Below are 13,259 nucleotides of genomic sequence, written 5' to 3'. Positions count from 1 at the left end.
GGCCACGGGTGGCTCCTCGCCGGGACGTACGGCGAGGAGCGCCCGTGCACGCCGCAGTCACGCCCTGGCCAGGACGAGGCACGCGTTCTGGCCGCCGAAGCCGAAGGAGTTGCTCAAAACCGCGTCCATGCGGTGCTTGCGGGGCGCGGTGGTCACCACGTCGAGGTCGATGCGCGGATCGAGCCGGCTCAGGTTGGCCGTGGGCGGAATGGTCTGCTCCGCCAGGGACAGGACGCTGCACGCGGCCTCGATCGCCCCCGCGCCGCCGATGGCGTGACCGAGGACCCCCTTGTTCGCGGTGACCGGCGGCGGGTCGCCGAAGAGCCGGTGCAGGGCTCGCGCCTCGGCGAGGTCGTTGGACTGGGTGGAGGAACCGTGCGCGTTGACGTGGCAGATGTCCGAGGCGTCCAGTGCGGCGTCGGCGAGCGCGGCCCGGGCGGCCAGCACCGCGCCCGCCCCTTCGGGGTCCGGTGCCGTGGGGTGGTGGGCGTCGGCCGAGGCGCCGAACCCGGCGAGCACGGCGTCGAACCGGGCGCCACGCGCCCGCGCGTGCTCGGGACTCTCCAGCACCAGGACCGCCGCGCCCTCACCCATCACGAAGCCGTCGCGGTCCGCGTCGAAGGGCCGCGAGGCGGCCGCTGGATCATCGCGACGCCGGGACAGCGTCGACATCTGCGCGAAGCAGACGGCCGTCATGACCGCCGCCCGCGGCGACTCCGCACCCCCGGCCAGGACGATGTCGCAGCGCCCCGCGTTCAGCATGTCCTTGGCCACGCCGAGCGCCGTGGCACCGGAGGCACAGGCCGTGGAGACGACCAGGTTGGGGCCCTTGACGCCCAGGTCCAGCGCGATCTCGCCGGCCGCCATGTTGGGGATGGAGCGCGGCAGGACCAGGGGGGAGACCGCCCGGGCCCGGCCGTCGACGAGTTTGGCGTACTCCTCCCGCCAGAGCTCCATGCTGGCGGAGCCCACGCCCATCACCACACCGATACGGGCACTGTCCCAGGCGGCGGGATCCAGCCCGGCGTCGCCGACCGCCATGCGCGCCGCCGCCACCGCGAGGTGGGTGAAGCGGTTGGTACGCCATCCGATGCGCCCGATGTGCGCGTCGGCGTCGAAGTCCGGCACCCGGCAGGAGAAGTCGACCGGCAGCCCTTCGAGGACCGGGTCCGGGCGGGCGGTCGAGCGCCCCGAGCACAGGCCGTTCCATGTCGCCTGGCGGCCGATGCCGGCCGGTGTGATCAGCCCCAGCCCCGTGACCGCCACGGGCCGGGCGGCCGCCCGGCGGGTGGTCACTGTGCTTCCTCGCGCAGGACCAAGGCGTCGAACCGGCCGTCCGGCAGGGCCTTCTCCAGGGCCACGCAGATCTCGGTGAGCGTGGAGCGGGTGCCCAGCCCGGCGTCCTCGGTCTCCGGCAGCTCGACGCCCGTACGGTCCTCGAAGCGGACGGTGAGTTCGAGCAGGGCGAGGGAGTCCAGGCCGAGGTCTTCCAGCGTGGTGTGCGGTGTGACGGCTTCGCGGTCGACGTTGAAGACGGTGACCAGTTCGTCCGCGAGGTAATCGAGAAGGGACTGTGCCATGTTTTCACTCCGAATGGTCGCGGGTCGGGGGTGAGAGGGGAGTCAGTCCGGGATCCTCAGACCGGTCCGGTGCGGGCCGGGGACCGCCAGCGCACGGGCAGCGTGTCGAGCCCCCTGACCATGAGGTTCTCCTTGTACGCCCAGGAGTCGCCGGTCAGCTCGGGGCGGCAGGGGGCCAGTGCGGTGAGCGCGGTCCGCGCTTCGAGGCGGGCCAGGGCGGCACCCAGGCAGAAGTGCGGGCCGCCACCGAAGGCCAGATGCGGGGGAGAGGGCGACAGGCCCCGGGCCATCGTCGGCCGCAGGTGGCGTTCGGGGCGGAACGCGTGCGGATCCGCGTGGACGGCCGGGTCACGGTTGGCCGCGGCGAGGACGACGCACACCACGGTGCCCGCCGGCACCGCCAGTCCGGCGATCTCCACGTCCGCCAGAGTGCCGCGCAGGGTGCACTGGACGGGCGGATACATCCGCAGGGCCTCCTCGACCACTGCCTCGACGGCGTCCGGATGTTCCGCGAGCCGCCAACCGGATGGCTCCGGCGCGCGGGCCAGTTCCCACACCGTGCTGCCGAGCAGATCGACGATGGTCTCGTAACCGGCACTCAGCAGCAGGCCACACGTGGTCACCAGCTCTCCGGTGGCCGCCCCGCCCTCCCCGGCCAGCAGGGACACCAGATCGTCCCCGGGCTCCCGGCGGCGCAGCAGAGCCAGCTTCTGGAAGTAACGGACGAAGCGGTAGCGGGCGCGGGCGATGGCGGGGTCGGGCACCTTGTGCGCCGCCTCGTCCAGGCCGCGCACCACCAGCCGGGCGTCGTCGCGGAAGCGTTCGCGGTCCCGCGGCGGCACCCCGAGCACCTCGCTGATCACCGTCATCGCCAAGGGCTCGGCGAAGCCCGCGACGAAGTCGGTGTCCCGCCCGGCGCAGCCGTCGACCAAGTCGCCAACGTGGCGTCGTAGCGGCGCCTCGAGAGCGGCGACCCGGTGGACGCTGAACCGCGGGGCGACCCGGCGGCGCAGCCGGGTGTGCCCCGGCGCGTCGAGCTGCATGAAGGAGCGGGCCGGCAACCCCACCAGGGTCTTCTCGTGCAGCGCCGTGGCGCCGTGTCCGAACCGGGGGTCCCGCAGCACCCGCGTGGCGGCCCGGTGGCCCAGTACCGTCACGGTCCCGCCGGGCAACCGGTGCACCGGCCCCGCCTCCAGGGCCCGGGCGTAGAAGCGGTAAGGATCGGCGCGGAACGCGGCTCCGCCGACATCGACACCGAACAGCAGGGAGAGGTCGCGGGCCACCCGGCCGGCCCGGCCCACGAACGGCTCAGCCATGACGCTCCCGTCGCCGGCCGCCGTTCGAGGGAACGAGCAGGCCCGACCGCGTGTCCGGCGGACCCGAAGCGGACGGCGGGGTACTGCTCCGACCAGGAACGTGAACGGCGGCGGGCCGGCCCGGCCCGGAGAACGGCGAGGTGAGACGGCGGTGGGTGCCTTTCGGTACAGCTGCACCGTGCGGTGGTCCGATGTCAACGCCTGCGGAATGGTGGGGGACGCGGCGCTGGCCTCCTGCGTCGACGAAGCCCGAGCCGCGTTCTGCCTCCGCCTCGCCGACCTGTCGGCAGCCCCCAGCGGCCGCCGGTGGAGCGACTACGCCCTCTTGACCACCCGTCAGCACATCGATTTCCTGCACCCGCTGCGCTGGCGCTCCGAGCCGGTGGAGGTGAGCCTGCAGGTCCTGCGCGTCCGCCCCGCCGTGACGGAACTGCTCGCCGAGGTCACCGACGCCGTGCGGACGTACGCCTCGGCGCGCGTGACCTCCGTCTTCTGGGACGTCCGGCGCTCCAGGCCGTACCTGCTGACGCCGGCCCAGCACCGGCTGCTCGCGGAGCACGCGCTTCCCGGCGCCCCGGCGCCGCCTCGCCGCACCTGCTAGACCGGGCTCTCCGCCGCTCGCACCGTCATGGAGCAACGACGATCACCTTCCCGTCCGAACAGCACACGATCCTCGCGGAGAGTTTCGCACCTTTTGTCGGAGATAAGGAGGTTGCCCCGCTGACGCGCCCCGAATGACGGACACCCGCGGCGAGCGTCACCGTGCCGGACCTACGTGGCGGTCCAACCGCCCAGGTCATTCCCGCCGGCGTCCGCCGCCCGGCGCAGCGCCTCCGGGGAACCCAGCACGTCGTGCGGCAGATAGCCGGACCGGACGCCCAGCTCCCACCCGTGCACCTGGACCGCGAGGGCGGCCAGGGCGAGGGCGCCGAGCGGCAACAGGGTCCTGGGGGCGGGATCGGGGCCCACGCTCGCCCGGTGTTCGACGAGCCGGGCCACGAGAGCCTGCTCGAAGGCGGGCCGGTCGTCGTCGAGCAGTACGCGAAGCAGGCGCTGGTCCGGTGTCATGGGGCCGGCCGCGTCCAGTCGCCGGGCGGCGTCGGCGCGCTCGTCGGCGTCCGGCTTGCGCAGGGGCACGGTGGGCCAGTCACGGGGCAGATGCCCGTCCGCCTGGGTCAGGTAGCGGCACAGCGCGTCCATCGCGGCGAGGTCCGCCGGATCCGACGTCGAATCCAGCTTCGAGTACGGCACCCCGTCGCGGATCGCGGGCGCGTGAGTGCCCCGCAGGACCAGACCGATCGCCCGCCGCCATTCCCACACCAGGCCGCTGACCACGCACACCGCGAACGCCTCGCCCCACGTCCTGGCCGTGGGGGCGTCCTTGACGACGTCACCGAAAGCGATGTCCTCGCTGCTGAGCGTCTCGCCGATGAGCGAGAAGACGACCTCCTGGTCGCCGTCGGGGAAGCAACCGACGTCCAGCGCCCCCAGGGAGCACTCCGCCGCGGTCCGCAGCACCGTACGCGCCGACTCGTCGAGGGCGAGACCCTCCACGGTGCGGGCGGCGACGTGGTCGAGGAGCTCGTCACGCATCTCCCGCATCTTCTCCGGGGACGGGTCGTCGTAGCGCATCCAGTGCCACCGCCGCCGGGTCCGCCCGCTGATGTCGTCGAGCGCCTGGGCTATGTGCTCTCCACCGACCTCGTGACGCGTCACTTCATGCAAGGCTGCGGTCCTCTCCCGTGATCTTTCCGACCGGAGGCGCACGCTATCAGCGGGCTCGGACATCGCCCCGCGCCCGCGGGTTCCTCACCGCCGCACCGCTAAAGGAGCAGGGCGCCCTCCTCGTCGAAGATGAGGAGGGCGCCCCGTTCTCGTCCCCGGTGCCGGGCGGTGGACTACCCCACCGTCACAGCCACTTGGCGGACAGCCCCTGGAGCAGACCGGCGATCCGTACGCGCGCCGCGCTCGCCGGGTCGAGCCCGAGGATCGAATCGTCGAGCTTGTTCAGCTCCTCGAGCACGAGGATGGCCGCCGCGGCGTCGTCGGGAAGCATCTCCTCCCGCAGATGACGGGCGAGAGCCAGCGCCGTGGGGTGCTCGAAGACCAGGCTGGCCGGCAGGCTGAGCTGGGTCTCCCGAGCCAGCTGGTTGCGCAGCCGCACCGCCGCCACCGAGTCGAAGCCCATGTCCAGGAGCCCGCGGTCCGGGGCGACGAGCGTGCCGTCGGCGTGGCCCAGGACGATCGCGATCTGATCACGGACCAGCTCCAGCAGGATCTCCTCCTGTTCCTCCTCCGAACAGCCCGCCAGCCGCTGGACCAGGGACACGGCGGCGTCCTGCGCCTCCGGTTCGGCGGCCCGGCGAATCCGCTCCGGCTGTGCCGTACCGCTCCCGGCACCGCCCGGCGAGCCGGCGACCGCGGCGTCTGAGGCCGCCGGCTGCGCACCGGCATCGTCGGACGCCGTCACGGTCACCCGGTTCAGCAGCTCCTCCGGCACCGCCCGCAGCTCCAGCGAGGCCACCGACAGCACCGGCGCGCCCGTGCCGTCCACCGCCCGCAGCGAGACCGCGTCGGGACCGGCGGGGGACAGGACGATACGCAGCCTGGACGCGCCGACCGCGTGCAGGCCGACCCCCGCCCAGGCGGACGGCACATACGTCGCCCGCGCGTCGCCGACGAACCCCGCCAGCACCTCCCCGGTCAACGCCGCGTCCAGCAGCGCCGGATGAACGGCCCAGCGCCCGGCATCCGCGCCCGCCGCCCCCGGCACCGCCGCCGACAGCGCGATGTCGAGGAAGACCTCGTCACCGCGGCGCCATGCCGGGACCCCGGCATCCTCCAGCGGCCACGCGCCGGCCGGCGGCCACGCCTGCGCGGCCTCCGGTTCCTGGGGAGCGCCCGCGCACAGGACGGCCGTGGCATGCCGCACCCAGTTCCGGTCGAGCCGGTCACGGCCGTGACGGCCCGCCTCGCGACGGCAGAACACCGTCACCTCACGGCGGCCCGCCGCATCCGCACCACCCACCGAGACCTGCACCTGGACGCCACCCCTGGCGGGCAGGACCAGCGGCTCCAGCGCGGTGAACTCCTCCACCCCATGGCAGCCGAACTGGAGCCCGGCCTGGAGCACCAGCTCCACGAAACCGGTCGCCGGGAACAGGGCCGCCCCGGAATCCGCCCGCCCGGCCGGCCAGGAGCCCGTGTCCGCGGCGACGACTCCGGTGAGGAGCCCGCCGTCGGAACCGGGCAGCGGCACCATCGCGGAGACCAGCGGATGGTCCAGCGCGCCCAGGCCGAAGTCGGCCGCCTCACCCGCCGTACGCGACGGCTCCAGCCAGAAGCGGGTCCGCTGGAAGGCGTAGGTCGGCAACTCCACCCGCCGGGCGCCGGGGAGCAGGGCCGGCCAGTCCAGCAGCACGCCACGCACATGCAGCAGGCCGACCGCCGTGGTGACCGTGACCGTCTCGGACCGGTCGGCCCGCAGAGCGGGCACGAAAGCGGTGTCGGGGCCGGGGGCGCCCGCCTGCGCCAGCGCGGTCAGCGTCCCGTCCGGCCCGAGCTCCAGGAACGTCGCCGCGCCGAGCTCCCGCAGCCGCGCCAGCCCGTCCGAGAAGCGCACGCTCTCGCGCACGTGGCGCACCCAGTACTCGGGCTCGCACAGCTCCTGGCCCGCCACCGTGCCGGTCACGTTCGACACCACCGGGATCCGCGGCGCACGGAAGACGACGCTACGCAGGGTCTCGGCGAACTCGGCCAGCATGTCGTCCATCCGCGGCGAGTGGAACGCGTGGCTGACCCGCAGCCTGCGCGTCTTCACCCCGCGCAGCGTCATCGCGTCGACGACGGACCGCACCGCGTCCTCGTCACCGGACACCACCACCGACTGCGGACCGTTCACGGCGGCGATCGCCACCCGCTCGGTCAGCAGCGGCACCACGTCCTCCTCGGACGCGCCCACCGCCACCATCGCCCCGCCGGCCGGCAGCGCCTGCATCAGCCGGCCACGCGCCGCGACCACCTTCGCCGCGTCCGGCAGCGACCACACACCGGCCACGTACGCGGCGGTGAGCTCGCCGATCGAGTGCCCCAGCAGATAGTCGGGCTCGACGCCCCACGAGGACACCAGCCGGAACAGCGACACCTCCAGCGCGAACAACGCCGCCTGGGTGAAGGACGTTTCGTGCAGGCTGTCCGTGCCGTCGGCCACCACCTCGGTGAGCGGACGTGCGAGATACGGGTCCAGCGCGGCACAGACCTCGTCCCACGCCCGGGCGAACACCGGGTACGCGGCGTACAACTCACGCCCCATCCCCACCCGCTGGGACCCCTGCCCCGTGAACAGCACCGCCAGCCGGCCGGGTGCCGAGGAGTCCACGACCACACCCGGCGCGGGCTCACCGGCGGCCAGCGCCGCCAGCCCGCGCAGCAGCTCGTCGCGGCCGGAGCCGACCACGGCCGCACGGTGCGAGAGCACCGACCGCGTGGCCGCGAGCGACCAGCCGACGTCGGACGGCCGCAGCTCGGCACCCTCTTCCCCTGACAGGAAGGAACGCAGCCGCTCGGCCTGGGCGCGCAGACCGCGCTCGCCCTGTCCGGAGAGCACCCACGGCACCACGGCCGGTTCGGCCGGCTCCGGCTCCGCCGCGGACCCGGACTCCGCCGGGAGGGCCGGCTGTTCGAGGATCACGTGCGCGTTGGTGCCGCTCACGCCGAACGACGAGACACCGGCCCGCCGGGCACGCACCACCTCCGGCCACACGGTCTGCTCGGTCAGCAGTTCCACCGCACCGGCCGACCAGTCCACGAACGACGACGGCTTGTCCACGTGCAGCGTCCGCGGCAGCACACCGTGCCGCATCGCCATCACCATCTTGATCACACCGGCCACACCCGCCGCGGCCTGGGTGTGCCCGAGGTTGGACTTGACCGAACCCAGCAACAGAGGGTGTTCCCGGTCCCGGCCGTACGTCGCCAGAATCGCCTGCGCCTCGATCGGGTCACCCAGCTTCGTGCCCGTACCGTGCGCCTCGACCGCGTCCACGTCCGACGCCGACAGACCCGCGTCCGCCAGGGCGGCCCGGATCACCCGCTGCTGGGACGGACCGTTCGGCGCGGTCAGACCGTTCGAGGCACCGTCCTGATTGACGGCGGAGCCCCGTACGACCGCCAGCACCTGGTGGCCGTTGCGCTCGGCGTCCGACAGCCGCTCCACGAGCAGCATGCCGACGCCCTCACTCCACCCGGTGCCGTCCGCCGCGTCGGCGAACGCCTTGCACCGGCCGTCCGTGGCAAGCCCACGCTGACGGGAGAACTCGACGAAGATGCCGGGCGTGGCCATCACCGTCACGCCACCGGCCAGAGCCAGCGAGCACTCGCCCGACCGCAGCGCCTGCACCGCCAGGTGCAGCGCGACCAGCGACGACGAACACGCCGTGTCCACCGTCACCGCCGGCCCCTCGAGCCCGAAGCTGTACGACAGCCGGCCGGAGAGCACGCTGCCCGCACCGCCCGTCAGGAAGTACCCCTCCGAGCCCTCCGCCGCCGCCTGGTCAGCACCCATGCCGTAGCCCAGCGAAGCACCGCCGACGAAGACACCCGTCCGGCTCCCCTTCAGCGACGCGGCCGGGATACCCGCCCGCTCGAACGCCTCCCAGGCCGCCTCCAGCAACAGACGCTGCTGGGGATCCATCGCCAGCGCCTCACGGGGGGAGATCCCGAAGAAGTCGGCGTCGAACTCGTCCGCGTCGTAGACGAAACCACCCTCCCGCACATACGACGTGCCGGACGCGTCGGCATCGTCGCTGAACAGGCCGTCCAGGTCCCAGCCGCGGTCCGACGGCAGGGCGGACACCGCGTCCCGGCCCGCGCCGAGCAGCTCCCACAGCTCTTCCGGCGACGTCACCCCGCCCGGGTAGCGGCAGCTCATGCCCACGATGACGATCGGGTCGTCGTCCACCCCCGCCGCGGCTGGAGCGGCGTCGAGCCGTTCCGGCACGGCCGCCCCGCCGGCCAGCTCCGTGCGGAGATGGCCGGCCAGGACCAGCGGCGTCGGATAGTCGAAGATCGTCGTGGCCGGCAGCCGCACACCGGTCGCGGCACCCAGCCTGTTACGCAGCTCGACGGCGATCAGCGAATCGAAGCCGATCTCCCCGAACGTGCGCCCCACGTCGACCGCCGCCGGCGAACCGTGCCCGAGAACCGTCGCGACCTGCGCACGCACCAGGTCCAGTACGAACTGCTCCTGCTCGGCGACCGGCATGCCCGCCAGCCGCGACCGCAGCGACGACTCGCCGTCCGCCCCGCCACCGCTCGCACGGCGCAGCGGAGTACGGACCAGACCGCGGAAGAGCGCCGGAAGCGCACCCGCGTCCGCCTGCTCCTGCAAAGCAGAGATATCCAGCGGCGTGGCAAGAACCACCGCGTCCGTGGCCGCCCGCGCCAGGTCGAGGAGCCGGAGCCCCTGCTCCGTGGCCAGAGCCGTCGAACCGGACCTCGCCATCCTGCCCAGGTCCTGCTCCGAGAGATGAGCGGTCATGCCGCTGCGCTCGGCCCACAGGCCCCACGCCACCGACACACCGGGCAGCCCCGAGGCCCTGCGGTGGGCCACCAGCGCGTCCAGATAGCTGTTCGCCGCGGCGAAGGCCCCCTGCCCCGGACTGCCCAGCACACCCGCGGACGACGAGAACACCACGAACTCGGCCAGCTCACGGTCCCGCGTCAGCTCATGCAGATGCCACGCGCCATCCACCTTCGGCCGCAGCACCTCCCGCACCTGCTCCGGGCTCAGCGACTCGATCACCGCGTCATCGAGCACACCCGCGGTGTGCACGACCATCCGCAGCTCCGGCAGGCTCTCCAGCAGCCCCGCCAGCGCCTCACGATCAGCCACGTCACAGGCCACCACCCGGACGGCGGCACCCAGTTCACGCAACCGCTCCGACACCTCACCGGCACCAGGAGCGGCCTCGCCGCGCCGGCCGGCCAGCACCACGTCCCGCACACCGTGCCGCTCGACCAGATGCCGGGCCACCAGACCGCCCAGCGCCCCCGTGCCACCGGTGATCAGCACCGTGTCCCGCTCACGCAGCGGCTGGGGAACGACTGCCGACTGACTGCCGACGCCGGCCAACCGCGGCGCCAGTGCACGGCCCTGCCGCAGCGCGAGCTGAGCGTGGCCCGCGGCAGCCAGCGCGGCGGGCAGCGCCGCCATGGAGCCCGGGTGCCCGTCGTGATCGACGAGCGCGAACCGGTCGGGATGCTCGTTCTGCGCACTGCGCAGCAGACCCCATACAGCGGCAGCGCCCAGGTCCGTCACATCCTCGCCCGCAGCGGCCGACACCGCGCCACGGGTGAGCACGACCAGGCGCGACCCGGCACAGCGCTCGTCCGACAGCCACCGCCGCACCGCATCCAGCACCCGGCACACCACCACGGCGACCGGCTCGCCCTCCGACGCGCACGGCAGCACCACGACCTCGGGCACCGACGCGTCCTCCGGACCGACATCGCCGAGCTCGGCGACCGTCACGTCCGTGTCGTCCGACACGGAGACCTCGCTCCAGTCCACGCGGAACAGCGCCTCCCGCGCCACCCCACGGGTGTCCTCGATCCGCTCGTCCGACAGCGCACGCAGCGACAGCGACGCCACCGACAGCACCGGCGCGCCCGTCACATCGGCCACCTCGACCGACACGGCGTCCGTACCGGCGGGCGACAGCGCGACCCTTGCGGCCGACGCGCCCACCGCGCGCAGCGACACACCGCTCCACGACAGCGGCTGATGCCCCCGCCCCGCGTCGGACACGAACCGGCCGAGGCCCACCGCGTGCAGGGCGGCGTCGAGCAGGGCGGGATGCGCGCCGCACAACGCCGCGTCACCGTGCGCCTCCGGCGCCAGCGCCACCTCGGCGAACACCTCCTCGCCGCGCACCCAGGCCCCCCGCAGCCCCTGGAAGACAGGGCCGTAGCCCAGGCCGCGCTCCGCCAACGCCCCGTACGTCTCCGAGACGTCGAGCCGTCGTGCGCCCTCAGGCGGCCAGACCGCCAGGCGCCCGGCCACCGGCTCGCCCTCGGCGGCCGCCAGAGTGCCGGAGGCGTGCAACAGCCACTCCCCGGCGCGGCAGGAATGGACCGTCACCGAGCGGCGCCGCCGCCCGTCCGCCGCACCGACCGCGACCTGGATCCGGACGCCGTCCCGATCCGGGACCACGAGCGGAGCGTGCTGCTCCAGTCCCTCCACCACGGTCAGGCCGAACTGCCTGCCCGCCTGCAGAGCGAGCTCGACGAATCCCGCACCGGGGAAGACCACCGTGCCGAGCACCGCGTGGTCCGCCAGCCAGGGCTGCCCGTCCAGCGAGAGCAGGCCGGTCAGCACACTGCCGTCGGAATCGGGCAGGGCGAGCACCGCGCCCAGGAGCGGGTGCTCCACACCACCGAGCCCCAGCCCGGCCGCCTCCGCCACGGGCCGCGCCGGCTCCAGCCAGTAGCGCTCGTGCTGGAAGGCGTAGGTCGGCAGCTCGACGTGGCGTGCACCGGTCCCGGCGAACACCTGCTGCCAGTCCACCTCGACACCCCGGGCATGGACGTCTCCGAGCGACGCGAAGAAGCGGTCGAGCCCGCCCTGGTCGCGGCGCAGGGAGCCGACGGCCACAGCGCTGATTTCCTTGGCGTCGGCGGTGTCTTGCACACCGATGGTCAGGACGGGGTGCGGGCTGGTCTCGACGAAGACGGTGTGGCCGAGGGTGAGGAGATTGCCGATGGTGCTCTGGAATTCGACGGTGTGGCGGAGGTTGCGGTACCAGTAGGCCGCGTTGAGCTCCGCTGTGTCGGTGAGTTCGCCGGTGACGGTCGAGTAGAAGGGGATGCTGCCTGAGCGGGGTGAGACGGGCGCGAGTGCCTGTGCCAGTTCGTCTTCGATGCGCTCGACGTGGTCGGAGTGGGAGGCGTAGTCGACGGGGATGCGCTTGGCCTGCGGGAACTGCGCCAGCAGCGCGTCCAGCACGTCGTTGTCGCCCGATACGACGGTCGAGGCGGGGCCGTTGACGGCCGCGATGGACAGGCCGTCACGGCCGCGCAGCTGATCGGCCGGGAGGGGTACGGAGACCATGCCGCCCTGACCCGACAACGCCAACAGCGCGTTACTCCGCAGAGCGACAATCCGGGCGCCGTCCTCCAGCGAGAGACCGCCCGCGACGCAGGCTGCGGCGATCTCGCCCTGGGAGTGGCCCACGACCGCTGCCGGCGTGACGCCGTACGAGCGCCACAGCTCGGCGAGCGAGACCATGACGGCCCACAGCACGGGCTGCACCACATCCACGCGGCGCAGTGCCTCTTCGTCGGCGAGGACGTCGAACAGCGACCAGTCGACGAACGTGCTGAGTGCGGCCGCGCACTCCCGCATCCGCTCGGCGAACACCGGCGAGGTCTCGATGAGCTCCAGCGCCATGCCGGTCCACTGCGAACCCTGACCGGGGAAGACGAACACGGTCTTGCGACCGGATTCGGCGGCGGCGCCGCTCTCGACCATGTCCAGGCCGCGCAGCAGTTCGTCCCGGTCCGTGCCGACGACCACCGCGCGGTGCGACAGCGTCGCCCGCGTCGAGGCCAGCGACCAGCCGACGTCCACGGGATCCAGCTCCGGATTGTCCGCCACGAAGGACTTGAGGCGGTCGGCCTGCGCCCGCAGGCTGTTCTCGCCGGCAGCGGACAGCACCCAGGGAACGACCGGCAGCCCAACCCGGCCCACCTCGGGCTCCGCCACAACCGACGGCTGCTCCAGAACGACGTGGGCGTTGGTGCCGCTCACGCCGAACGAGGAGACACCGGCACGCCGCGGACCCTCCGTCTCCGGCCACTCCACCTGCTTCGTCAGCAGCTCGACCGCGCCTGCGGTCCAGTCGACGTGCGGGGTGGGTTCGTCGACGTGGAGGGTCTGGGGCAGCACGCCGTGCCGCATCGCCAGCACCATCTTGATGACGCCGGCGACGCCGGCGGCGGCCTGGGTGTGGCCGATGTTGGACTTGATGGAGCCGAGCAGCAGGGGTTGTTCCCGGTCCTGGCCGTAGGTGGCGAGGAGTGCCTGGGCCTCGATGGGGTCGCCCAGAGTCGTACCCGTACCGTGCGCCTCCACGGCGTCGACATCGGCTGCCGACAGACCCGCGCTCGCCAGCGCCTGTCGGATGACGCGCTGCTGCGACGGACCGTTGGGGGCGGTAAGGCCGTTGGACGCGCCGTCCTGGTTGACCGCGGAGCCCCGGACGACGGCCAGGACGCGGTGGCCGTTGCGCTCGGCGTCGGAGAGTCTTTCGACGAGGAGCATGCCGACGCCTTCGGAGAATCCGGTGCCGTCCGCGGCTCCGGC

6 protein-coding genes are annotated in these 13,259 nt (G+C 73.3%); 1 reads left to right on the top strand and 5 read right to left on the bottom strand.

Going from position 1 to position 13,259, the window contains the following annotated elements:
• Positions 1–57: 57 nt before the first annotated feature.
• Genes ABZ956_RS20865 through ABZ956_RS20855 form a run of 3 tightly spaced genes read right to left on the bottom strand, consistent with a single transcriptional unit; the run spans position 58 to position 2,896 of the window.
• A complete protein-coding gene (locus ABZ956_RS20865; protein ID WP_361895542.1) occupies positions 58–1,296 on the bottom strand; it encodes a beta-ketoacyl-[acyl-carrier-protein] synthase family protein in 1,239 nt (412 codons plus the stop codon).
• On the bottom strand, positions 1,293–1,580 hold the full coding sequence (locus tag ABZ956_RS20860; protein ID WP_361895539.1) for an acyl carrier protein: 288 nt from the start codon (positions 1,578–1,580) through the stop codon (positions 1,293–1,295). The genes ABZ956_RS20865 and ABZ956_RS20860 overlap by 4 nt, the downstream gene beginning before the upstream one ends.
• 56 nt (positions 1,581–1,636) lie before the next feature.
• On the bottom strand, positions 1,637–2,896 hold the full coding sequence (locus tag ABZ956_RS20855) for a cytochrome P450 (protein WP_361895536.1): 1,260 nt from the start codon (positions 2,894–2,896) through the stop codon (positions 1,637–1,639).
• A 178-nt stretch (positions 2,897–3,074) separates the two neighbouring features.
• Between ABZ956_RS20855 and ABZ956_RS20850 the strand changes: the two genes are divergently transcribed.
• Positions 3,075–3,497 (top strand): thioesterase family protein, encoded by a 423-nt coding sequence (locus ABZ956_RS20850; RefSeq protein WP_361895533.1) that lies wholly within the window; start codon positions 3,075–3,077, stop codon positions 3,495–3,497.
• A 170-nt stretch (positions 3,498–3,667) separates the two neighbouring features.
• Here the strand turns inward: ABZ956_RS20850 and ABZ956_RS20845 are convergent, their stop codons facing one another.
• Both ABZ956_RS20845 and ABZ956_RS20840 read right to left on the bottom strand, forming a co-directional pair.
• Positions 3,668–4,621: an immunity 49 family protein gene (locus tag ABZ956_RS20845; protein ID WP_361895530.1), complete on the bottom strand. Its 954-nt coding sequence runs from the start codon at positions 4,619–4,621 to the stop codon at positions 3,668–3,670.
• A 184-nt stretch (positions 4,622–4,805) separates the two neighbouring features.
• Positions 4,806–13,217: a type I polyketide synthase gene (locus ABZ956_RS20840; RefSeq protein WP_361895527.1), complete on the bottom strand. Its 8,412-nt coding sequence runs from the start codon at positions 13,215–13,217 to the stop codon at positions 4,806–4,808.
• Between the last annotated feature and the right edge of the window lie 42 nt (positions 13,218–13,259).

It is taken from the genome of Streptomyces sp. NPDC046261, from assembly GCF_040646235.1.
Classification (GTDB): domain Bacteria; phylum Actinomycetota; class Actinomycetes; order Streptomycetales; family Streptomycetaceae; genus Streptomyces.
The sequence above is the reverse complement of the archived record's forward strand: the minus strand, read 5'-3'. Positions and strand labels throughout refer to the sequence as shown.